The 23,589-nt window shown below is 60.6% G+C and carries 20 protein-coding genes; 7 read left to right on the top strand and 13 right to left on the bottom strand.

What is annotated here, in order from left to right; translation table 11 throughout:
- Positions 1-16: 16 nt before the first annotated feature.
- The 13 genes from PMI11_RS02080 to PMI11_RS02020 form a co-directional block, all read right to left on the bottom strand.
- A complete protein-coding gene (locus PMI11_RS02080; protein ID WP_007812787.1) occupies positions 17-1,669 on the bottom strand; it encodes an ABC transporter substrate-binding protein in 1,653 nt (550 codons plus the stop codon).
- Positions 1,670-1,978: 309 nt separating this feature from the next.
- A complete protein-coding gene (locus PMI11_RS02075; RefSeq protein WP_007812785.1) occupies positions 1,979-4,300 on the bottom strand; it encodes a molybdopterin-dependent oxidoreductase in 2,322 nt (773 codons plus the stop codon).
- 43 nt (positions 4,301-4,343) lie between these two features.
- The gene (locus PMI11_RS02070; protein ID WP_007812782.1) at positions 4,344-5,720 is read right to left on the bottom strand and encodes an FAD-binding oxidoreductase; all 1,377 of its coding nucleotides are present in this window, start codon (positions 5,718-5,720) and stop codon (positions 4,344-4,346) included.
- Positions 5,717-6,595, bottom strand: a complete 879-nt coding sequence (gene sseA / locus PMI11_RS02065; RefSeq protein ID WP_007812779.1) for a 3-mercaptopyruvate sulfurtransferase — start codon at positions 6,593-6,595, stop codon at positions 5,717-5,719. Before sseA ends, PMI11_RS02070 begins: the two co-directional genes overlap by 4 nt.
- 29 nt (positions 6,596-6,624) lie before the next feature.
- Entirely contained in the window at positions 6,625-7,227 is a 603-nt protein-coding gene (locus PMI11_RS02060; RefSeq protein WP_007812778.1) for a 2-hydroxychromene-2-carboxylate isomerase, read from the bottom strand.
- The gene (locus PMI11_RS02055) at positions 7,211-7,804 is read right to left on the bottom strand and encodes a TetR/AcrR family transcriptional regulator (RefSeq protein WP_007812776.1); all 594 of its coding nucleotides are present in this window, start codon (positions 7,802-7,804) and stop codon (positions 7,211-7,213) included. Before PMI11_RS02055 ends, PMI11_RS02060 begins: the two co-directional genes overlap by 17 nt.
- 38 nt (positions 7,805-7,842) lie before the next feature.
- Positions 7,843-8,886, bottom strand: a complete 1,044-nt coding sequence (locus PMI11_RS02050) for a ketopantoate reductase family protein (protein ID WP_007812774.1) — start codon at positions 8,884-8,886, stop codon at positions 7,843-7,845.
- Positions 8,883-10,127, bottom strand: coding sequence for an acyl-CoA dehydrogenase family protein (locus PMI11_RS02045; protein WP_007812771.1), 1,245 nt, complete (start codon positions 10,125-10,127; stop codon positions 8,883-8,885). The genes PMI11_RS02050 and PMI11_RS02045 overlap by 4 nt, the downstream gene beginning before the upstream one ends.
- Before the next feature lie 100 nt (positions 10,128-10,227).
- Complete coding sequence (locus PMI11_RS02040) at positions 10,228-11,328, bottom strand: LLM class flavin-dependent oxidoreductase (protein WP_007812770.1); 1,101 nt, start codon at positions 11,326-11,328, stop codon at positions 10,228-10,230.
- 156 nt (positions 11,329-11,484) lie between these two features.
- The gene (locus tag PMI11_RS02035; RefSeq protein WP_007812768.1) at positions 11,485-12,804 is read right to left on the bottom strand and encodes an NtaA/DmoA family FMN-dependent monooxygenase; all 1,320 of its coding nucleotides are present in this window, start codon (positions 12,802-12,804) and stop codon (positions 11,485-11,487) included.
- A 21-nt stretch (positions 12,805-12,825) separates the two neighbouring features.
- Positions 12,826-13,689, bottom strand: a complete 864-nt coding sequence (locus tag PMI11_RS02030) for an ABC transporter ATP-binding protein (RefSeq protein WP_007812766.1) — start codon at positions 13,687-13,689, stop codon at positions 12,826-12,828.
- Entirely contained in the window at positions 13,686-14,795 is a 1,110-nt protein-coding gene (locus PMI11_RS02025; RefSeq protein WP_007812763.1) for a FecCD family ABC transporter permease, read from the bottom strand. Before PMI11_RS02025 ends, PMI11_RS02030 begins: the two co-directional genes overlap by 4 nt.
- Before the next feature lie 49 nt (positions 14,796-14,844).
- Positions 14,845-15,969: an ABC transporter substrate-binding protein gene (locus tag PMI11_RS02020; protein ID WP_007812761.1), complete on the bottom strand. Its 1,125-nt coding sequence runs from the start codon at positions 15,967-15,969 to the stop codon at positions 14,845-14,847.
- A 504-nt stretch (positions 15,970-16,473) separates the two neighbouring features.
- On the opposite strand from PMI11_RS02020, the gene PMI11_RS02015 reads away from it, so the two are divergent.
- The 7 genes from PMI11_RS02015 (at position 16,474) to PMI11_RS01985 (ending at position 23,589) form a co-directional block, all read left to right on the top strand.
- Positions 16,474-17,955: an FAD-dependent oxidoreductase gene (locus PMI11_RS02015; RefSeq protein ID WP_037070544.1), complete on the top strand. Its 1,482-nt coding sequence runs from the start codon at positions 16,474-16,476 to the stop codon at positions 17,953-17,955.
- Positions 17,948-18,586: a 2-hydroxychromene-2-carboxylate isomerase gene (locus PMI11_RS02010; protein ID WP_037070543.1), complete on the top strand. Its 639-nt coding sequence runs from the start codon at positions 17,948-17,950 to the stop codon at positions 18,584-18,586. Before PMI11_RS02015 ends, PMI11_RS02010 begins: the two co-directional genes overlap by 8 nt.
- Positions 18,586-19,602 carry a dipeptidase gene (locus PMI11_RS02005; protein ID WP_007812754.1) on the top strand — a complete coding sequence of 339 codons (1,017 nt, stop codon included), beginning with the start codon at positions 18,586-18,588 and terminating at the stop codon, positions 19,600-19,602. Before PMI11_RS02010 ends, PMI11_RS02005 begins: the two co-directional genes overlap by 1 nt.
- A gap of 128 nt (positions 19,603-19,730) precedes the next feature.
- Positions 19,731-20,813 carry an ABC transporter substrate-binding protein gene (locus tag PMI11_RS02000; RefSeq protein WP_007812751.1) on the top strand — a complete coding sequence of 361 codons (1,083 nt, stop codon included), beginning with the start codon at positions 19,731-19,733 and terminating at the stop codon, positions 20,811-20,813.
- A 24-nt stretch (positions 20,814-20,837) separates the two neighbouring features.
- Positions 20,838-21,905 carry an ABC transporter ATP-binding protein gene (locus PMI11_RS01995; RefSeq protein ID WP_007812748.1) on the top strand — a complete coding sequence of 356 codons (1,068 nt, stop codon included), beginning with the start codon at positions 20,838-20,840 and terminating at the stop codon, positions 21,903-21,905.
- Entirely contained in the window at positions 21,902-22,786 is an 885-nt protein-coding gene (locus PMI11_RS01990; RefSeq protein ID WP_007812747.1) for an ABC transporter permease, read from the top strand. The genes PMI11_RS01995 and PMI11_RS01990 overlap by 4 nt, the downstream gene beginning before the upstream one ends.
- A gap of 8 nt (positions 22,787-22,794) precedes the next feature.
- Entirely contained in the window at positions 22,795-23,589 is a 795-nt protein-coding gene (locus PMI11_RS01985; RefSeq protein ID WP_007812745.1) for an ABC transporter permease, read from the top strand.

Here is a 23,589-nt window from a genome sequence, read left to right as displayed (position 1 = left end):
CGATTGACGCGCGGGCTTAATCGCTCTTCGTCGCCGTGTAGTAGCTGGCATAGGCGACGCCGTTGTAGACCTCGCCCTTCAGCTTGGGAGACTGCACGTAGATGCGCTGGACGATCTGCGTACGCGGGATGAAGTAGCCCTGATCGAGGATGTATTTCTGGAGCTCATCCAGGAGAGGCTTGCGGCTTTCGATCGAACCGGCGCTGGCGATCTTGTCGCGCAGGTCGTTGAGCGTCTTGTCGCTCTCGTCGAGGGCGAACCAATTCTCGCCGTTGTTGGCATTCGTCAGGATACTGGCAACGGTGCCGGCGTCGATGAAGCTGCGCGTCACCTCGTAGGCCGGCACTGCGGGACCGCCATACTTCACCTTCTGGCCGTACGTCACGACGTCATAGGCCTTGATATCGACCTTCCAGCCGATCTTGCCGAGTTGCTGGGCAATCAGTTCATCGATCGATTTCGAGGTTGCGAGGTAGGGGTTGGAATTCAGCGTCAGCGACAGTTGCTTGCCGTCCTTCGTGCGGATGCCGTCTGCGCCCTTCTTCCAGCCCGCCTCGTCGAGAAGCTTTTCGGCCTTCTCGGGATTGTAGGCCAAAAGCGCGCTCTGGTCGGTCGCTCCCGGCACGTTGCTCTGGATGAAGGACGTGGCGAGCTTCCAGTCGGGCGTGTAGACGGTGTCGATGATTTCCTGACGGTTGATGCCGGCCTGGAGCGCCCGGCGAACCTTCACGTCATCGTAGGGCGCAAGCTTGGTATTGATCGCCCAGCCGTTCACAAAGCCAAGGTAGCGCGGTGTCGCGACGGTGAAGCCGTCCGTCTTCAGAGACTCCAGCTCCTGCGGTGAAGCATTGTAGGCGACATCGGCCTGTCCGGATTGAACGGCGGCAACGCGCAGCGACGGCTCGGACACCAGCTTGTAGGTAATCGTATCGAGGTGGGCCGAGCCGGTCTGGCCAACTGCCGCCGGACCCCAGTTATAATCCTTGCGCTTGGTGAGCTTGACGAAATCGCCCTCCTTCCAGGAATCGACCACATAGGGGCCGCTGCCGGAAGTCTTGCTGAGGTCAGCCTGCTGATTGGCAGGTTCGGCGATGGTCTTCGGAGAGATGAGGATCGAGCCGTGGTAGCCGAGCGTCGGGATGAAGCCGAGCGTCGGCTTCTTGAAGAAAACCTTCACCGTGGTCGCGTCGATTGCCTCGGCATGGTCGTAGGTCTTCGGGAAGAGGCCAATCGGGTTGATGCCTTCGCTCTTGCGGCCGGCGTACCAGATGTCGAGATTGGCCACGACTGCCGACGCGTCGAGCGGGGTGCCGTCGGAGAAGGTCACGCCGCTCTTCAGATGGAGGGTGAACTCGGTGGCCGTGTCATTCTGTTCCCAGCGCTCGGCGATCCAGGGGCTGACCTTGCCGTTGGCGTCGACATAGAGAAGCTTGTCGGTCACGTGGCCCCAGATATGGCCCTGGAAGCTCGAGATCGCGCTGTTGTTCGGGATCCAGGTGTCGCCCAACGAGTCGATGAGAAAGGTGACATCGCCGCCGTTGACCGGGTTGTCCGCCCCCTGAGCCGAAGTGAGCCCTGCCGTTACGACCAGAGCGGCAATTGCTACCGCGGACGTTGCCGTCAGCAAACGACGCCGGGAAAGGGAGAACAAAGAAAAGCGTTCGGTCATAAAGAAGTCCTGATGGTTCGGGTTGCGTCGAGTTGCGTTGGCGGCGAGCGCTGTTGGCGATCCGCGAATGCGTTGTTTGATCGTGAGGCACAGCCTAAGCAGGACAATTCGAGGGAGAAAGACCAGTTGTTCTTTTTCTACTAAATTTATGGATTATTTTGTTCGGTTTCTGCATGTGTAAGGATTGGCTTTTCCGGACCTGTCCCCGATCACTGATAGTGAAGCGTTCGTCTTGGCCGACCCATTCGATCATTGGTCTGCGGAGTTGAGGACGCGCTTTGATGCACTTTCGCGTCGGTGAAAGCTGATCTATCGGTCGCTGGCCCTATCAGCGTCGTCTACGAACCTCATTGCCTCGAAGATCCGCACCGGAGGCGCCTCGCCGGCGAAGCGCTCCACCTCAACCCTCGTCAGCTGTCCGGTGGAACCCTGGGCCAATTGCGAGGTTCCGATATCGCGCGTGAGGATGTTTGGGTTGCCGTGGACGCACATGGCTTTGTCGGCGTTCGGATCATCCGGCTCGAACCACGCGCCCGTCGCAAGCTGCATCACGCCGCTTCGCACGCTCTCGCTCACCACGGCTGCGGCAAGACAGCTGCCTTGTGCGTTGAACAGCCTCACGATGTCGCCGTCCGAGATGCCGCGCGCGGCCGCATCGGCCGGGTTGATGCGAACCGGTTCCCGGCCTTTGATTTTGGTGGAGCGACTGAAATCGCCATAGTCCAGCTGGCTATGCAGCCGCTGATGCGGCTGGTTGCAGACCAGGTGTAGCGGATAGCGGTTCTCTTCGGTCTCTGCCTTGGTCCTTGGAGGATACCATTGCGGATGGCCGCGGCAATCGTCGTAGCCGAAGCTCTCGATCGTCTGCGAGAAGATCTCGATTTTCCCGGAGGGCGTTTGCAGGGGAGATGCAGACGGATCACGGCGAAAGGCGCGCGCCGGTCCGCCGTCATCGGGCTTGAGCGGCAGGCATATCTCTCCGCGTTCCCAGAACGTCTCGAAGTCGGGAGCCTGGTGTCCAAGGGCTGCGAGCGCCTTGCGCGTCGTCTCGAAGAGGAAAGCGAGCCATTCGCGGCTGGTACGGTTTTCGGTGAACTCTTCGAACGTACCGAGACGTCGGGCTATCTCCGAGAAGATCTCATAATCGTCACGCGCTTCGCCGACCGGTTCGATCAGCTTCTTCATCGCGATCATCAACGGATCGCGGTCCGCCGCTCCGATATCGTCGCGCTCGAGCGTCGTCGTCGCCGGCAGCACGATATCGGCGTGACGTGCTGAAGACGTCCAGGCCGTCTCATGCACGATGATGGTCTCCGGCCTCTTGAACGCCGCGCGCAGCCTGTTGAGATCCTGATGATGATGGAACGGGTTGCCGCCCGCCCAATAGACGAGGCGGATATCGGGATAGCGCATCGCCTGGCCGTTGTAGTGGAACTCGTCACCAGGCTTCAGGAGCATGTCGGCAACACGCGCGACGGGAATGAAATCCGGCACGGGATTTTTGAACTGGCTGAAGGTCGGCAGTGGGACGGCGAGCTGGCTCTTGCCGATATTACCTAACGCACCGAGGGAATAGGCATAGCCGCCGCCATCCAGCCCGATCTGGCCGAGCATTGCCGCGAGCACGATGCCCATCCAGACGGGCTGCTCGCCATAGTCGGCGCGCTGGAGGGAATGGCTGACGGTAATCAGCGTCCGGGCACCCGCCATGGTCCGCGCGAGAGTCCTGATGACATCGGCGGTAATGCCGCAGATGCCGGAAGCCCATTCCGGGCTCTTTTCGACACCGTCGCTGCGGCCAAGGAGATAGGTCTCGAAGCGCTCGTAACCAACCGTGTAGCGGTCGAGAAATCTGCGGTCGTACAATCCCTCACTAACCAGCACATGCGCGAGACCGAGCATCAGTGCAACATCCGTGCCCGGGACGATCGGCAGCCACTGCGCATTCAGCTCAGCGGGAAAATCGTCTTTGAGTGGGCTGACGAGGACCAAACGCGCGCCTCGCGCATGCGCGCCGCTCAGCGTCCGGGGCACGATATGGGCACTTATGCCGCCGCCATGCACATCCGTATTCTTGATCGCCATTCCTCCGAAGGCGACGATCAGCTCGCTGCTCCTTTCGATGGCATCCCAGCTGACGCTCTTGCGGTCGAAATGGTCGTATGGTCCCAAAACATGTGGAATGATGACCATTGCAGCGCCGGAGCTATAAGTGTTGACGGATCGCACATATCCGCCCAGCATATTCAAAAAACGGTGGACTTGGCTCTGCGCATGATGGAAGCGTCCGGCACTCGACCAGCCATAGGACCCGCCGAACACGGCTTGCGGGCCGAAGTCTGCATAAACGCGCCGAAGCTCCTTCGAAACGAGGTCCAGCGCCTGCGGCCAGCTGATTTCCACATAATCGTCCGCGCCGCGACCCTGTGCGTTGCCGGCGGTGCCCGCACGCCAGCCGCGCCGGACCGCCGGACGTCTGACACGCGCGGGGCTATGGGCGATCGCAGCAAGGTTGCCCAGCAGGGGCGAGGGATGCGGGTCGGCCGGATGGGGACGGATTTCGAGCTTTCCATCCTCATATCGGCCGGAAAAGGCGCCCCAATGAGAGCTGTGGGTTTGGAACGTGTTCATGTGCAGGATAGCCCCGCTGTCAAAGTTGGCAGGCCGAAGACATCTATTCCGGCAGGATCTTGCCCGGATTCATGATGCCTTTCGGATCGATGGCGTTCTTAATCACGGTCATGAGGTCGACGGCAGCGCCGTGTTCCTGGCGCAGGTAAGCGATTTTGCCAGTGCCGACACCGTGCTCGCCGGTAGAGGTACCGTCCACGGAGATTGCATGCTGCACCATCTTCTTGTTGATGGACGCAACCTCATCGAGTTCGGACTGGTTCGTTGGATCGACGGCGAAGACGACGTGGTAATTGCCATCGCCGACATGACCGAGAATGGCGGCCGGAACGCTGCAGTCGCGCAGGAGCTCACGCGTCTTCAGGATACAGCTGCCGAGCTGGGAGACCGGTACGCAGACGTCGGACGACCAGCCCCTGGCGTTCTTCCGCTGGGAGACGACCGCGTAAAACGCGTTATGGCGCGCCTTCCAGAGGCGATTGCGCTCTTCTGGCGCGTTTGCCCATTCGAAATCCTTGCCGCCGTTGTCCTCAACGATCGCCGCTACCATCTCCACCTGCTCCTGCACGCCAGCGGGGGAGCCGTGGAATTCGAAGGCGAGCGTGTCCTCGATCTTCAGCGACAGATTGGAATAGGCGTTGACGGCCGTGATCAGGCCGCGGTCCATCAGTTCCATGCGAGCAACTGGAATTCCAAGTTGTACGACCGCGATCGCCGCGCCGACCGCCTGCTCGACACTCTCAAAAGAGCAGAGCGCTGCGGAGATGGTTTCCGGAATTCCGTAAAGCCGCAGCGTCACTTCAGTGATGATGCCGAGCGTGCCTTCCGACCCGACGAACAGCCGCGTCAGGTCATAGCCGGATGCGGATTTGCGCGCCCGGCCGCCGGTGCGGATCACTTGGCCGCTCGGCAGCACGACGGTCAGCGACAAGACGTTTTCCCGCATCGTCCCGTAGCGCACGGCATTCGTGCCCGACGCCCGCGTCGAAGCCATGCCGCCGATCGACGCATTGGCGCCTGGATCAATGGGGAAGAACAGCCCCGTGTCGCGCAGATGGGTGTTCAGTTGCTCGCGGGTGACGCCTGCCTCAACCGTGCAATCGAGATCCTCGGCGCTGACGCGGAGGATCTGCGACATGCGGGAGAGATCGATGGAGATGCCGCCACGCACCGCCGCCAGATGTCCCTCAAGCGAGGTACCGGCGCCGTAGGCGATGACCGGCACGCCTTCGGTCGTGCAGAGCCGGACGGTCTCTGCCACGTCTTGCGTGCTTTCGGCAAAGACAACGGCATCCGGGATCGCCGCCGTGTGGTGGGATTCACCGCGGCCGTGCTGCTCCCTCAAGGCATGCGATGTGGAGAACCGATCGCCGAACCGGTTGTGCAGCGCCTCGCAAAGATCAGCCGACAGTCCGCTCATTCTCTGGGTCCGTGCGAAGCCGGACCTGTGTCAACCGGCGTATTTCCCGGCAGGCCCCACTCGGACCAGGAACCGTCGTAAACTGCGACATTCGTCTTGCCCGCAAGATAAAGCCCGAATGCCAGCGCACCGGCAGTAACGCCGGAGCCGCAGCTGGCAACGACAGGCTTCGAAAAATCAAGCCCGGCAGTTTCAAAGGCCGAACGGATCGCCTCGACGCTCTTCAGCTCCCCGGTTTGCGGATCCGCCAGCTCGGTGAAGGGCAGATTGAGACTTTGGGGAATATGTCCTGGGCGCAGGCCGGGACGCACTTCCTTCTCGTCACCGTTGAACCGCGGCGCAGAACGGGCATCGATGATCTGCTCCCCGCGAGTGCGCAGGTTGTCGATGATCTCGTCCTTCGAACGGACCAGGGACGCATTGTACGAGGCATGGAACCGCACCTTGTCGTAGGTCGCGAGCTCGGCCGTGACCGCTCGCCCCTCTGCGAGCCATTTGCGCAATCCCCCATTGAGGACTGCGACATTGACATGGCCGAAGACCCTCAATGTCCACCAGACGCGCCCGGCCGACATCAGGCCAGGCCAGTCGTAGACGACAATCACGCTGTCATTTGACAGACCGAGTTGACCGGCGAACCGCTCAAAAACCTCCGCCGCAGGCAACATGTGGGGCAGCGGGGATGAGGTATCGGCGATACGATCGATATCGAAGAAGCGTGCGCCCGGGATATGCCGCTCATGATAGTCGTCCGCTGCGACCGGCAGGACACCGGGAAGCTTGTAGGAACCATCGAGAACAATGAGGCCGGGCTCATCGAGGTGTTCTGCCAGCCAGGCAGTCGAGACGAGCGGGCCGGGTAAGGTGAGGGACATGGCATTTTCCATAGAGATTTGACGATAGGCTAGGCCACCAGTTTCTCGCCCGACAGATGACGCTCCAGGAAAGGAAGGCTGTCCTGTCCCCAATAGAGCTCGCCTTCATAGCGGAAGGTCGGAAGACCAAAGACACCGGCCTCCTTTGCAACGTCACGATTGCCGCTCCAGAGTTCGGAAATATCGGGAAGCGCGGTGCGCGCTTCGAGTGCTGCACCGTCAAATCCGGCCGCATCGGCAATTGCCTTTCGCACATCCGCATTGCCGATATCGGCGCCGGTACTCCAGAAGGCTTGCTGCAGCGCTCGGGTGAGCCCAACCCAGTCCAGTCCTTCAAGCTGTGCCGCGAGCACAAGAAAGCCGGCAGGAGTGGGGTCGGAGAGCGCTGATCGGTTCGTGAAGTCGAGCGTCTTGCCACGAAGAGCCGCCCAGCGCCGGAGATCCTTTACCCAGTATGCGCGACGGGCGTCGGGCCGATCACGCGAGTAGATCGCACCATTTTCGACGATCAATGGGATAAGATAGGGGCGGACTTCGGCGCCGGATCGTGACGCGAGCTCGACAAATGGGTCAAGGCCGATATAGGACCATGGCGACCCAATCCCGAAAAAGTAATCAATGGTTTTGGTCATAAGGCTTTCCTCCGGATGGGATAAATTGGCCGGTGGCCACATCAAAGACGGACAGCGCGCAATCACGCGCCACCAGAACGGCCTGGGGATCGCGGCCGACGGCGACCGTCGCCAGCGCTCCCTCATAAAGTAGCGACATGTGGGCGGCAGCCTGTTCGGTCGAACACCTGGCAGCCGACATGATGGAGCGGAAGACGTCGCGCACGGCATTCTTGTGCTCGCGAGCGATAGAAACGACTCGCTCGGAATCTCCGTGTTCGGCAACCGCCAGTGCAAAGGCGCAGCCGCGAAACTCGGGACTGTCGGCCTTTTCGAACAGGCGCTCGAAAATCAAGGCGATCTGGTCACGTGGCAGGAGCGCGACGATGGACGTGACCTCTCTCAGCTGAAGGAGGACGCGTTCGTGACGCTCCTTGAGATAGGCTGCGACAAGATGATCCTTGGACGGAAAATGTCTGTAGAGGGTTGCCTTGGCGACGTTGGCTTCGTCGACGATGCGGTCGATGCCCACGGCGCGAATGCCCTCCTTGTAGAAGAGGGCGCCAGCGGTGGTCAGGATATGCTCGGATATTTTCATTGTGTCGGTCCGGATGCCGTTCATGCAACACCCCGGGACTAGTCCGTTTGATGTGCTTTCGGCCTCGAATGGCTAAGGGTGGAGAAAGAAAGGTGGTTCTCGGCAAGCCGACGCAGACTAGCGAAAGGAAGGAGCGTCGTGAAGCCACCTTGTCGCGCCACGGATCCGGCGATTTCCTGGGCAGCCTGATTGAAGGGTGTATCTATCCCATGCAGGCGCCCCAGAAGAACGATCTCTCCATTTAAGTAATCGACTTCGCTCGACGCACCGCGCGTGAAACTCTGCCAGGTCGACTGCTGGCCGGGCCGAATGCCTGAGTTTTCGGCGATCTTCCAATTCACTATGCTGACCGTACGTTCGGAGGGCGACGCGAAAGAATAACCCGCTGCCTTGAGCACCGCTTCAGCCTCCTCGACAAGAGCCGCACTGAATGCTGCGCGCGCATCTTCCGCGCCATCGAAGAGCTCCAGCACATTGCGGACATTGTGGAGAAGCTTCGCCGCCTTCCACCGGCGAATATCGCTGCTGGTCTCGGCAATGTAATCGGATCGGACGAGATCCGCGACGAGGCGGGCAGCCGTCTCATCCGCGCCATGAGGATAGCGGCCAAGGGTGACGATGGCCACCTTGGGGTCGCCGCCGACCACGACCTTTCCGGTCTCGGTGAATCGGGCAGGCGTCAAGATGCTGGCCCCGTAGACGTTCGCAAAGAGTCTAAGAGCTGCCGCTTCCGTCGCCAGGCCGTTTTGAAATGTGACGATCGGCAGGCCGGATGCTGTCAGTGTCTCAGAGCCTTCGAGCGCCCGCCAGGACCAGAAGGCAAGCGCTTCTGCAGCGTCCTGAGATTTCACTGTCAGCAGCAGGATGTCGTCTTGCCGTAGCGGTGGTGGCTGGGCCGTATCAAATGCGTTGAGCCGGATCTGCCGCGTCCCGGCGGGCCGTTGGTAGGTCAGCCCACGATCGATAATATGTCTTATCTGGGCGCCGCGGCCGACGAGCGCATAGTCGAGGCCTGAGAGCTCGAACTGCGCGGCAAGGCTGGCGCCGACAGCGCCTGCACCTATGATGATGTAGCGCGTCATGCTCGCCTTCCGGAAATCGCGTTCAGGAGTTCTCGTGTGCCTTCTGCCCGCCGGGAGCCGGAGATTGCCTCGGCAGTTTTTTCCTCGCTGAAGGAGTGCTGCTTCTCCTCGTTTGTCCGGTTCCACCGATCGAATGCCGAGCGGCCGAGGATCGAAACCGAAGTGTCTTCCTGGGGCGCGTGGACGAGAACCGATTGGATGTCACGGAAATGGCGCTCGATGCCCAAATCGCCATTGAGACCGGGATTTCCAAGCGTGCGAACGGCAAGCTGGACAGCGTCGCGTATGTTGCGAGCTGCGAGAAGGCGAGCCCTGATGAGAGTTTCCGCTTCATCCAGTGAATGGTCGAGCGCATTGAACAGGATTTGTCTCGCGCCACCCACGAGGAGGTCAATCTCGCCAGCTGCAGAAACGAACCTGTCCGTCCTTGCAATCGGGACGCCCAGATTGGCGGGGATGCGTTCGTGGCCGAAGCGGATGAATGCATCCTGGGCAGCTTCGGCTGCGCCAAGATAGATGGCGGTCAGCGCAACGGATGCGGCGGCATGGGCGCGATTGTCCTGCGCGCCTGCGGAGATGTCGACCAGATCGAGGACGTCTTCGAGCGGCACCTCAACGTCCTTGAACTCGACGTCGTGCGAGCCGCTTGCCCGCATTCCCAGGCTCTTCCAGTTCTCGATCACGGTAATACCGGGACGTGTCGATGGAACGATGAAAGTGCCGACCCGCTGTGGCGTTTCATCGGTACAAGCCCAGACCAGGAAATGGGTGAGGCCGAGCGCACCGGTGACGAAACGTTTGCGACCGGAAATCGCCCAGCCACCGGCGGTACGGCGCGCCAACGTGTGGGGCAGTCCGCCACGAGCGGGGGAGCCAAGCTCGGGCTCGACCCGCGCTGCGTTCAACAGGATCGGACGATCCCGGGCGTCGTCGAGCAGTCGTCGGTAAAGCGGCTCCGGCCAGCGGTTGGTTGCCGCCTGGCCGAGATGCGTGAAGATGGTCATCGCGCTGATCAGGGCGACGGAAGGATCACCCCGGCCAAGCGCTGCGAGGATTCGCCCAACGTCGGCAACACTCGCTCCCTTCCCGCCGAACCGCGCTGCCACCGTACTTTCGAGAAGGCCGGAAGCATGAACGGCCTCGATACCTGCCCAGGGAAAGGCGCCAGAGGCGTCCGCTGCGGGGGCTGCGGCCGCCAGCTGGCTGGTCACGTCCGCCAAGTCATTGGTGCTATAAGGCAATTTTCTTCAGCCTCTCTAAAGGCGGCGGGAAATGCCATCACGCTCTCCGCGCGATGGCTGATCTTCGCGAGCACGTCGGTGATCCGCTTGCTGACGGAGCTTAGGCAACGGCCTGTTTCGGGGCTTCTCGCTCCGCCAGACCCGCCCTGACGAGTGGCAGAATATAGCGGCCGTAGTCGATCGCATCATTCAGATTGTCATAACCGCGGATCGAGATCAGGTCGGCGCCGAGATCGACATAGTCGAGGATGGAATCCGCGATGGTTTGCGGCGACCCGACTAGGGCAGTGGACGCGCCGCGCGCATTGGTCGCCGTCACCGTCGGGTACCAGAGAGCCCGATCGTGCACATCGCCGCGCGAGGCGATTTCCAGCAGGCGCTGCGAGCCGACATTCTGCGGAGAAGGGGCGGTCGGCGGAACCTTGCCGAGACCTTTGGCACGATTTTCCTTCAACAAGTCGAGCGTGCGATGAGCCTTGGCCCAGGCAAGCTCGTCCGTTTCCGCAATAATCGGCCGGAAGGTGACCCAGATCCGCGGACGATCCTTGCGTCCGGCGCGTGCCGCTTCGGCGTAGACGCGATCGATTTGCTGCTTGGTCTCCGCCAGCGGTTCACCCCACAGCCCGAAAATATCGGCCAGCTCGCCGCCGATGCGGTAGGCGTCGTCAGAGGAGCCGCCGACCGATACCGGGATGGTGCCGTTGACCGGACGCACCCGGCTGTGAAACTGCTTGAATTGATAGTAGCTGCCATCGAAGTCGAAAGGTTCGCTCGACTGCCAGACGCGACGCAGAATGCGGATATACTCCTCCTGCCGTTCATAACGCTGACGTTTGTCGAGGAAATCGCCTTCCTTGGCCTGCTCCTCGTCGCTTCCGCCAGCGATGAAGTGGACGACGACGCGCCCGCCGCTCAGTTGATCAAGCGTCGCGAGCGATTTTGCCGCAACGGTTGGATAGATGGTGTTGGGACGAAGAGCGATGATGATCTTGAGGTTCTTCGTGTGCGCCGCCACGGTCGCACCGATAGTAAAAGGATCGAAGGATGCGCTATCATAGGGAATGAGCGTGTAGTTGAAGCCGTAATCGTCGAGCGAACGCGCGTAGCGCTCGATGAATTGCGGGTCGAGCGCCGGATTCTCCAGAGGATTGATCTCGGTCGACGCGTTCGGAAAAGTGATGCTGATAAATTCGGTCGGCATTTGATTACCCCATGTTGCTTCATCGGATCATGTGGGAATGCTAACGCGACCACGCGGCCGCAGAAAGACAGGTCATTCTTTTTCTATAGAAATTGTAGAATTTTATCCCTGCCCAGCCGGGGTAATGAGGTGCAGGCAGCCTTGGTTAAGGTGAATTCAGACACCGAGATTCTGTCTCAACGTCTCGTACTGATAGTCCCGGTGAAAGATCCCCCGTCGCTGTAATTCGGGGATCAGGTGGTCGGTCACGGCCGACAGGCCGAGTTCATATTTCAGCGTGAAGGCGAGGAAGTTGAACCCGTCGGTCGCGCCACGTTCGTATCGATCCTGAAGCTGATCTGCGATGTTTTCGACCGAACCGATCGGAAACCAATGGCCGGCGCCGCTGGAGTGGTAAATGATCAGATCGCGCACGGTCCGGACCTTGCCACTCTCGATGAGATTACGGAAAACCCCGAAACGCGAGCGTCGCCCCTGCACATCAGCGGTCTGTGGAAGTTCGTCGACAGGGATCGGCGCATCGAGGTCGATGCCTTCGAAATCGATGCCGCCGAACTGGCCGGCGAGTGACTTGCGGCCCTCCTCGAAGTCGATCTCATCGATTATCTTCTGCCAGAAGCGCTTTGCCTCCTCGTCCGTCGATCCGATCACCGGCGCAACACCTGGCAGGATCTTGATGGCATCGGGTGAGCGGCCGAAGCCCGACGCGCGCTGTTTGAAGTCCTTGTAGAGCTCGATCGACGGCTCGGCGTCCGTCAAGCCCGTCGTGAAGATGACGTCGGCGATGCGGGCTCCCAGCTGACGACCTTCCGCGGAGGAGCCCGCCTGGGCGAGGATTGGTTTGTCCTGCGGGCTGCGAGACACGTTCAGCGGACCTTGGATATTGAAATTGTCGCTCACCCAATCGATCCGATGAACTTTCTTCGCATCCACCGACTGGCGTCCGTGCGTGTCGTAGGTCACCGCGTCGGGTTCCCAGCTTTGCCAAAGTGCTTGAACCACGTCAGCGAATTCTTCCGCGACGGCATAACGATCGTCATGCGCCGGCAATGTCTTGCCAAAGTTCTTCTCGCCAGCCGAAGACGTTACCAAGTTCCAGCCGGCGCGGCCTCGCGAGATGTGATCAAGGGATAGAACTTGACGGGCAAGATTGTAGGGCTCCGTAAAGGAGGTGGATATCGAACCGATAAGACCGATCCTCGATGTCTTGGCAGCGAGCGCACTGAGGAGTGTAACAGGCTCCAGGCCTGGCTTTGGCGCCGTCTCGCTCGTCACAAGCGCATCAGCGAGGAAGATCGTGTGAATCTTGCCGCGTTCTGCCTGCTGGGCCTGCTCGATATAAGCGTCGATGTCGAGCAAGTTGTCGGTCGACCCGTTGGTGCCCGGCTTCTTCGTCTGCCCTGTCCCACCAAGTAGGAGACCCAGAACCAATCCGGCACCGCGCTCACTCTGGCGGTTTCCCCATTTGTTCGTCATGTCGGTGTCCTCGAAATTAGTTTAGGCGGTGTAACGGCCTTGGAGCTCGAGCCGCCGCTGCTCGGGATCGACTGCAAGCGCAGACGGAAACAGTACGGGGCCTCGATGCGCAGCGTCGTGCTCTGACAGCGGGTGCACCTGGACAAATCCCTTGTAGGTCGACAGTTCGACGTCGACGCCGTAAATCCTTTTGATCAGTTCGACAGAATAGACGTCGGCCGGTCGTCCCTCGGCGATGACTTCGCCCTCGTGAAGGAAAACGACCCGGTCCGTGAAGCGGGCGGCCTGGTTCAGGTCATGAATGGCGATGACTGCGGCAACGTTCTTGTCCCGTGTGACCTGGCGCGCAACACTAAGGGTCTGCCATTGGTAGCGGATGTCGAGCGCGCTGGTTGGCTCGTCGAGGAGCAAGATCTCAGGATCCTGTGCCAGGGCACGGGCAATCAGCACACGTTGCCCCTGACCACCCGATAGTTCGGTCACAGCACGATCGCCGAGCTCGTCGAGGCCGAGCAGTTTCATCGCCGCTTCGACGTGATCCCAGTCTTCTTGCCGCGGTCGCGTGCCAAAATAAGGTGTACGTCCCAACAGAACGGCCTCCCTGATATCGAGCCCGAAAGAGAGGCTGATAGACTGCGGAACGTAGGCAACGATCTTCGCCAGATCGCGCCGGGGAAATTTTGCCAGATCCGTCGTCCCGTTCCATTTGATGGTGCCGCTCGTCTTCGTGTTGATGCCGGCGATGGTTTTGATCAACGTTGATTTACCTGAGCCGTTTGAGCCCAGGAGCCCAACGAGTTCGCCTTTTCCGATCTGAAGAGAGGCGTCTTTAACAATGGTCCTCTTCCCATAGCCGACGACGAGAGAGTCAATCTTGAGGGTCATTCGATCGCCTTTTGTCGCGTGAGGATCAGATAGAGAAAGATTGGAGCGCCGACCAAAGCGTCGATGATGCCAACAGGGATGACGCCGGGTATGATCACCAGCCTGCCGACCGCATCCGATACAACGAGCAGCAGTGCGCCGATGATGGCGGAGAAGGTGATCAGGAAGCGATGATTGGCCCCGACCACCAGGCGCGCGATATGCGGCGCGACAAGCCCGACGAAGCCGATAATCCCGGTGAACGCGATGGTGACGGCGGTTAGCGTGGCAGCGATTGCGATGGTTTCGAACCGCACCCTGGACACTGCAACGCCCAGGCTTTTTGCGGAGTCGTCACCGGCGAATGCGATCGCGTTCAGCGCGCTGCTGCGGAAACGGATATAGGGAAAGGTCACACCCAATAGAGCAAGCAGGGCGAGGACCTGATACCATGCGGAATTGTTGACGGACCCCCAGGTCCAGCGAACGATCGCGGCCAGGATCTCATCTGCGGCAAAATATTGGATGCATGCGGTCAGAGCCCCAAACAGTTGCGAAAGCGCAATGCCGACGAGGATGAGTGTTGTGGCATTGAGGTTGCGTGTCGAAGCGAGCGTCAGGACCAATGCCGTGTTGAGGAAAGAGAATAGTAGCGCGCCGACCACCAGGGAGACGGCAGCACTCCCGGCTGTCGCACCGAACACGACGATGGCGAGAGATGCGCCGAAGGCTGCAGCTGGCGCGATCCCGAGCGTGTAAGGGCTGACCAGGGGATTGCGAAGCAGTCCCTGGAACAGGGTGCCGGCGACCGCAAGAGCCGCCCCACCGAGGATTGCCAGCGCAATACGCGGCACGCGCAGCTCCCAGATGATATTCTGAATCTGCAACGTCGCCCGATCCGGGGCAGGGATTCCGGCGAGCTTCGCCCAGAAAGTTTCAAGCACATTGGCGAGCGTCGCGCCTGACGTGCCGATCTGGATGCCGATGAGCGCCGTGACGATCACCGCTGCCACTCCCACGGCGATCGCCCATTTTTGAGAGGTATAGCGGTCGCCGGCACGGCCGGACCTGCTCGGCTGTTTGTCCGGGAGGCCGGCAAGAGAGGGTTCAGTCTGTGTCGAACTCATTGTCTTCCTCAACAATCGGCGTGGCGCCTTGGCTCGGATTGATCTGCGGTTATCCGCCGAGCTTGTAGAGGTAGTCCGCGGCAGGCTTTGCCTTCACGCCCTGGGGCTCCAGCCACCTTGCGAAATACGCGTCGAGATCGACATCCGCGAGACGATCGGGGTAGAGCCATTTGGCGACGACGAGCGCGCCGAGCTGCTTGCCCAGTGCCGAATAAAGAAAATTATTGAAGACGAAGACGTTTTTGTCCTGAACGGCCTTGATCGCGTCCCAGCCTGGTCGGCTGACGATCCGCTGCGCCTCACCTTCGAGCAGCGTCTTATCCCAGGCCTGGTAGCCGGAGGCCTGGCCGTCGACACCGTTATGGATGATGACGTCCGGATTGCGATTGATGATCTCGACGGGATCGACCGTGTATTGATGAACCGAGGCACTGCCGGTATTGCCGATTTTAATGTCACCGAATATGTTTTTGCCGCCTCCCAGCACGATTGTGTCATGCCATCCGGAGCCGGGCACGGACGTGACAAAATCGGCATTGTTCTCGAAATAGACCCTCTTGGGTTCAACGCCCTTCAGCCGTTCCGTCAGCACCTTGTCGATATCGTCATAGAGCTGTGCGAGATCCGTCGCGCCTTTCTCGGCACCGAAAATCTTGCCGACATTCGGCAGTTGCGCGCGGAGCACCTTGGGATCCCATGCGCTGACCACCACGACTTGGATGCCAAACGGTTTAAGCTTTTGTTCGGCGTCCTGCCAGGGAGAGTTACGGCGAGCGAAGAATACTTCGGCTCCTGAACTGGCGATCGTTTCCCAATTCGGTCCGTTGAAGTTTCCGGCATCCGGTACGTTGGCAAATTCCGCAAAGTAGTCCTTGTTTGCCGGGTTCTTGCTGGGATCGGCAGTTTGATCGACGGCAACGATGGACTTGCCGGCGCCAATCGCACGGACGATCTCGGTCTGATACCACAGATCGGGATAGACGGCTTTGATAGGAACCGGCAGCGTTACCTCGCGACCGAGCTCGTCCTTGATCGTAACGGTCTTTCGGTCATCGGCCTGAGCGTAGCTTTCCCCGACGAAGCCTGTGGATGGAATACCTGCAAGGAATGAGGATGAAAAAGCGATTGCCGCGGCCAGGCGCTTAAACCGCGATGTCGAATGTCGTCTCAGCATGTTTCGTCCGATCCCTTGAACTTATGGTTCTGTCGCGAAGGCGGCCGATGGCGCCCTGATGTTTCGATCTGCAGCAAACTAAGGCATGGACCGCTGCACGAGAAAGACGGGTTATTCTCTTTCTCTATAGATTTGATAGAATATTCATTCAGTTTTCGCGACTGCCGTGGTTCGAGCCCGCCGCATCGGTCAGACTAGATGCGAGGAACAGGCTGGCGTCTCGATTAAATTCTCGCGGGCGATCGATGGACTGGACGGTTAGCCTGCGATTTATCCGGCATAACTATTGATCTGATGCTGCATGGATTCGTTCGCGCCCCGCCTGTAACGACACCGACCTAGTCGCGGACCGATTTTGCGATTCTACGCATTCTTGAAAATTGAATTCCCTTGGCGGCGGTTCGGCGCGCCCACCATGCTTGCATAGTTCGGGGAATGAGTTAAATTTCTAATGTCGCATCATGGCGGCATATCTATGTCAATTACACATAATAAAGTAATCTGATGCGAACCCGCGACCAAAATCGGCCAACGAACTTAGAGGCGCTCGAACGGCGCCTCGAACTCGACCTTTTGTGGCTGAATCAACCACCGAAGGGCTGGATGCCGCGGACCGAAGTCGATGGCGCCGAAGTGCTGGACGTTGCGGTGATCGGCGCGGGCCTTTGCGGCCTAGTCACTCTGGCGGCTCTCAAGAGAGTCGGTATCCCCAACGTTCGGGCTTATGACCGCGCGCCCCAGGGGTTTGAAGGCCCATGGATCACCTACGCGCGGATGGAGACACTGCGAACCCGCAAGGACGCGACCGGCCCGGCGCTCGGCATTCCGTCGCTGACGTTTCGCGCCTGGTTCGAAGCGCAATATGGCGAGCAGGCCTATATCGACATGGACCTGATCCCACGTCCGATGTGGATGGAATACCTCGTCTGGTACCGACGTGTGCTCGGGCTCGACGTCGTCAACGAAACCGCGCTTTCCGGCCTCGGATTCCGCCCGGACGGCCTGGTGGCGCTCGACCTGAGCAATGACGGGGCGGTGCGGAAGGTGTTGGCCCGCCGTGTCGTCCTGGCGACCGGCCTCGATGGGCTGGGCGCACCGACGCTGCCGGATGTCGCGAGCCGCGTTCCGTCGCGTTTCGTGAAGCATGGCGCCGATCGCATCGACATGTCCTCTTTGAAGGGCAGGCGGGTTGCCGTCGTGGGGGCGGGCGCCTCGGCCATGGACAATGCCGCCGCGGCCCTGGAGGCAGGTGCTGCCCGCGTCGATATCTTCGTCCGCCGCCCTCATATCCCGCGCATCGACAAGTTCACCGGTATCGGCAGCCAGGGCATGACGCATGGTTATCTCGGTCTGCCGGATGCCGACAAATGGACCTATATGGTCGCCGGCGAGTGGGCTCAGATCCCGCCGCCGCGTCACAGCGTTTTACGGGTGTCGCGCCATTCGAATGCATTCTTCCATGTTGCAAGCCCGGTCGACGATCTGGTCGAGGCCGATGGTGCAGTGGAGGTGGTGACGCCGAAAGGGCGCTATGCGGCCGATCTGGCGATCTTCGCCACGGGCTTTTCCGTCGATTTCGCCAGGCGGCCGGAATTTGCGGCGCTGCAGGACAAAATCCTGCTCTGGCGGGACGTCTACACGCCGCCGGCGGGATGGGAACACGCGGGGATCGGATCTACACCGTATCTGGGGCCGGCCTTCGAGTTTCAGGCGAAACCGGGCCTCGATCCGGCGACGTCGGCCGCCATTTCGCGGATCTTCTGCTTTGCCTTTCCGGCAGTTCCGTCGCACGGCAAGATCACAAGCGGAATTCCTTCGATCAGCGAAGGAGCGACGCGCCTTGCGACGGGACTGGCCCGGTCGCTGTTCGTCGAGGATCGCGCTTACCACCTCGATCGCTTCCTGGGCTTCGATACGCCCGAACTTCTCGGCGACGAGTGGACCGATGCAGACATTTATGAGGAAATGACCCGTGCCAATGGATGAGCAAACCCTGGAGCTGCAGATCTTCTACGGCATTTCGTCGCCCTGGGCCTATTTCGGGGCGCAGAAGGCGATCGCGATTGCCCGCGACAACGGCGCGCCAGTGCGCCTGCGGCCGATCCGCATCATCGAGGTGAACGGGGGCATTCCGCTGCGCAAGCGGCCGGACGCGCGGCAGCTCTATCACGAGGTGGAGCTTAGGCGCTGGCGGGAACATCTCGGCATGCCGCTGAACCTGAAACCGAAATTCTATCCCTGCCGGACGATCGAGCCGGCGGCGCATGCCGTCATCGCGCTCCAGAATGCCGGGCTCGACGCCATATCCTTTTCCTTCGCCGTCCAGCGCGCCCTCTGGGCCGAAGAGCGAGACATTGCCGATCTCGCCACGCTGCGCACCATCGCGCTTGCGACCGCGGGTGAGGCTGCTGCCGCACTGATCGTCGATCTGCAATCCGAAGCAGTCGTTGCCGAATGGCATGGAAACCTCGCCGAGGCCGAGCGGCTCGGCATTTTCGGTACGCCGACCTATGTCATCGGCGAAGAGCTGTTCTGGGGCCAGGACCGCCTGGATTTCGTCGACCGGGCGCTCAAGGCCGGACGAAAGATGATTGATGCATTGAAGGAACCCGCGTGATGCCTGCCACCGATAAACCGGACGCCAAGAAGCTGCATGACGATGCCATCATCGTGGATGGCCTGCAGACCTGCCAGTGGAGCCGCCCGATATTCGAGGAAATGCGCGCCGGCGGCTTAACCGCAGTCAACGTCTCGTCGCTCCTGTGGGAGAATTTCCGCGAAGGCATCGGTTACGTCTCGGAATGGAAGCGGTTCCTGCGCGAGAACGACGATATCCTGCGCCCGGTCCGCACCGTCGTCGACATCCGTGCGGCGAAGGCCGAGAACAAGACCGGCATCATCATCGGCTGGCAGAATACCTCGCCGCTGGAAGACAAGCTCGATTACGTGGAGATCTTCAAGGATCTCGGCGTCGGCATCATGCAGCTCACCTACAATACCCAGAACTATTCCGGCGCCGGTTACCTGGAGGAGGTCGACAGCGGTCTTACCGGCTTCGGCAAGGAAGTCCTGGCGGAAATGAATCGCGTCGGTGTGCTCTGCGACCTCAGCCATGTAGGCGACAAGACCAGCGCAGACGTCATCGCACAGTCGAAGAGCCCGGTCTGCATTTCCCACATCCTCCCTCGGGCGCTGAAAGACGTGAAACGCAACAAGCCGGACGAACTCTTCGTCGCTTGCGCCGAAAAAGGCGGCCTGATCGGGGTCAGCCTGTTTGCGCCGGGCCTTGCCGCCGGCAATGACGCTACCGTCGAGGACTACCTCGATGCCATGGCCTACATCATCGATCTGGTCGGCGAAGACCATGTCGGCATCGGCACCGACTTCTCGCTCGATCGTCCACGTCCCGGTCCCTGGCTGCTGTGGGCCAACAAGGACAAAGGCACGGCGCGCAAACTTACGGAGTTCGGGTCAGTCAAGATTTCCAAGCCGAAGGGCATCGAGCGGATGACCGAAATGCCGAACCTGACGGCCCGCATGCTGGCGCGCGGCTGGAGCGAGGATCTCATCCTGAAGCTCTTGGGCGGGAACTGGCTGCGGCTGCTCGATAGGGCCTGGACACCGACCGCATGATCCTTGCCGGCGCTTGCCGCCGGCAGGAAGGAAATTGCCGAACTACGGGAAAGAAGGGCTCGTATTTGCGAGCCTGGGAACTGCGCGGCGGTAGAAGATAGGCCCCGCACAAAACTGGAGAGACAGACATGACGACATTCATGCAGAACGGAATTTCGCGGATGCTGGTCGGCGCCGGCGTCGTTGCGGCCGGCTTGTTCGCACTCATGGGCGGCGCCCAGGCTCAGGACGCCTCGGTCAAGGGAACGGTCAATATCGTCGGCTTTTCCGGCGTGTTCGCCGACAACTACCAAAAATTCATCATCGACCCCTTCAAGGCCAAGTATCCCGATATCAGCGTGACCTATCAGCAGAGCAAAAACTCTGCCGAAACGCTTGCACTGCTCACCCTGCAGCGGGCGGAACCGAAAGTCGATATTGCCTTGATCGACGTCGCAGTCGCCATCAAGGCGGCGAAGGACGGCATCTTCACCAAGCTCGATCCGGCCAAGGTGAAGGTGCTCGACGAGATGCCTGCCTGGGCTCGCCTCGACGGTGACAAGGCTGTCGCGTTTTCGCAGGACAACCTGGCAATCCTCTACAACACCGACACGGTCAAGCAGCCGCCGACCAGCTGGAACGACCTGACCGATCCGAAATACAAGGGCAAGATTGCTGCGAAGCTCGGCGATACCCGCGGCGTCATCCTGCTGCCGATCCTCGATAAGCTGAAGGGCACCGACTACAAGCAGAGCATCGATCCGGCCCTAGATATGCTCAAGCAGATCGCCCCGAACGTTTCCACCTGGGAGCCAGCGCCGGATTGCTATGCCGTGATCCAGAGCGGTGAAGTCGATCTGTCGATTTGCTGGAACGGACGCGCTCAATACCTGCATGATACGCAGGGCGGCAAGATCGGCGTTGCGGCCCCGAAGGAGGGCTCGATCGGCCAGACAAACACCATCGGCCTCGTGGAGAATTCCAAGAATGCCGAGGCGGCCCAGCTCTTCATCAACTATGCGCTCGGCACGGAAGCCCAGGCGGCCTTCGCCGAGAAGAGCTTCTATGGTCCAGTCAACAGCAAGGTGAAGCTGCCGGATGCCGTTGCCGCACGCATCTACGGCTCGAAGGAAGCCCAGGCCGCCCAAATGTCGCTCGACTGGAACTTCGTCGCCGAAAAATACTCGGCCTGGATCCAGCGCATCAACCGCGAAGTCATCGCACTCAACTGATCCATTTGAAGGAAACTGGCAGTCATGGCAGATCATCACGTCATCATCGACAATCTCGTGAAGACCTATCCAGGCGCCCAGAAGCCTTCCGTGGACCACGTCAGTTTCTCGCTGCCGCGCGGCGAGATGCTGGCCTTGCTCGGTCCTTCCGGCTGCGGCAAGACCACGATCCTGCGCATGATTGCCGGTCTCGTCGCCCCGACGTCCGGCGCTATCAGGCTCGACGGCAGGGACGTCTCGTCTATCGCCGTCTACAAGCGCAACATGGGCATGGTCTTTCAGGCTTATGCCCTGTTTCCCCACATGACGATTGCCGAGAACATTTCGTTTGGGCTCGAAATGCGCAAGATCAGCCGGACCGAACGGGAGGAGCGCGTCAAGAAGGCGCTTGATCTCGTCAAGCTCACTGGGCTCGGCGAGCGCAAGGTCGGCCAGCTCTCCGGCGGCCAGCAGCAGCGGGCGGCGATCGCCCGCTCACTGGTGATCGAGCCGGATCTGCTGCTGCTCGATGAGCCGCTTTCCAATCTCGATGCCAAGCTTCGTGACGAGATGCGCGACGAAATCCGCGATATCCAGGCGCGCACGGGCGTAACCGCCATCTTCGTTACCCACGACCAGGACGAGGCCCTGTCGATGGCTGACCGCCTGGCCGTCATGTCCGCCGGTCGTCTGGAGCAGATCGGCACGCCGCGCGAGATCTTCGACCGGCCGCAGACCGAATTCGTCGCCTCCTTTATCGGTGCGGGAACCTTCTTCGAAGGCAAGGTGGCCGAGGCCGGTCTTGCCGTCGTCGAAGGCCTCAAGGCATTGCGCTTCGTCGGAGATGCTGCGCTCGGATCGACGGTCAAGTTGATGATCCGACCCCACAGATTGCTGCTCGCTCGCAATGCCGGCCAGCCGAACAGCTTCACCGGCACCGTCGAGCACATCGTCTATCGTGGCCAGATGCTGACGCTCAACGTTCGCTGTGGCGGCAGGCTGCTTCAGGCCGACCTTCCGACCCATGCCGGCATGTTGCCCGAAAAGGGCAGCGAAGTGACGCTCGCCGTCGCTCCGGAAGACGTGACGCTGGTCGGGCAGGTCTCGTCATGAGCACGGTCGCCCTCCCAGCTGCTGCGTCTCCCAAGGCCAATGTACCGCGCGGCGTCCTGTTGATGTTGCTTCTGCCGGGGCTCCTCGCTCTGTTCATCACTTTTCTCCTGCCGTTGATATGGCTGTTCAGAGCCTCGTTCGCGTCTTCTACGATGAGCGCATTCGGCGGCGGCGACTGGACGGTTCAATCCTATTCCGCCGTGCTGTTCGACCCGTTCTACTGGCGTGTGGCCTGGAACACGCTCTTGCTCGGCTTCAACGTGGCAATCTTCGCGGTGGTTCTGTCCTACCCGATCGCCCTCTTTCTGGTGCGCACGGAAAGCCGTTTGCGCGGCGTCCTGACCGCACTTGCCGTCGCGCCGCTTCTGACGTCTTCAGTCGTTAGGACCTATGGCTGGATGGTCATCCTCGGAGACCGGGGCGTCATCAATAGCACCCTCCAGACGCTGTCGCTGACGGACGGTGTCGTCAAGCTGACCAATAATAGTTTCGGCGCCACCGTCGCGCTGATCGAAATCCTGATGCCCTATGCCATTCTCGCCATGCTGAGCGGATTCGGGCGGCTGAATGCGCAGCTTGAGGAAGCAGCGGCGCTGCTCGGGGCAGACCGCTTCAGGGTGTTCACGCGCATCATCCTGCCGCTTAGCCTGCCGGGCGTGCTGACCGCGGCGCTGCTCGTCTTTGTCCTGGCGATTTCATCCTTCGTGACACCGAGGCTGATGGGCGGTGGACGCGTCTTCGTGCTCGGCACGGAGGTCTTCAACGAGGCGACCGTGACGCTCAACTGGCCGCTGGCGGCGGCCCTGTCGGTTATGCTGCTGGTGCTCTTCAGCAGTGTCATCCTGCTCTATCAGCGCGCCCTGCGCGCCCTCGAAATGTGAGGCCGGCCATGCAGGAAAACGCACTCTTTGGCCGTATCGCCTGGAACACGCTGATCACGCTACTCTATCTCTTCCTATTGGCGCCGATCATCATCGTCTTCATCATCTCGTTCGATACGCGCCAATATCTGGCCTTCCCGCCGGAGAGCTTCTCCTTCGGCTCCTATGTGAAGGTCTTTTACAACGTCAAGTTCATTTCGGCCTTCTGGCGAAGCCTCATCATCGGGGCGATCGTCGGCATCGTCGCGGTTTCGGCCGGCATGCTTCTGTCGCTCTCGCTGGCGCGCTACAATTTCCGCGGCAAGGCGGCGATGAATTTCCTCATCCTTGCTCCGTTCCTCGTGCCGCATATCGTGCTTGCGGTCGGCATCATGCTGGTGATCGCACCGCTCGGATTGCTCGATAGCTATCCCGGCATCGTGCTCGCTCATCTCGGCATCACCATCCCCTACACGGTGCGGACGATCACCATGAGTTTGATGTCGGTCGATATCCGCATCGAGGAGGCAGCGCTCGTGCATGGCGCCTCACCGCGCATGGTATTCTGGCGCATTACCCTGCCGCTGGTACGTCCGGGCGTGATCGCCGGCGGCGTCATCGCCTTCCTCATCTCCTTCGACGAGGCGACGATCTCGCTCTTCATCGTATCGGTCAAGGCCTCGACCCTGCCGACGGAAATCTATCACTATCTCGAATATTCCACCGATCCACAGATCGCGGCGCTCTCCGTCATCCTGATCCTGATCTCGGTCGGGGTGGTGGTCGCGGTCGAGAAGCTGATCGGCCTGCGCAGGGCGCTCTGA

Source organism: Rhizobium sp. CF142 (assembly GCF_000281145.1).
GTDB lineage: Bacteria > Pseudomonadota > Alphaproteobacteria > Rhizobiales > Rhizobiaceae > Rhizobium.
Note: the sequence above shows the minus strand (reverse complement) of the source record. Positions and strands in the feature narration are given on the sequence as shown.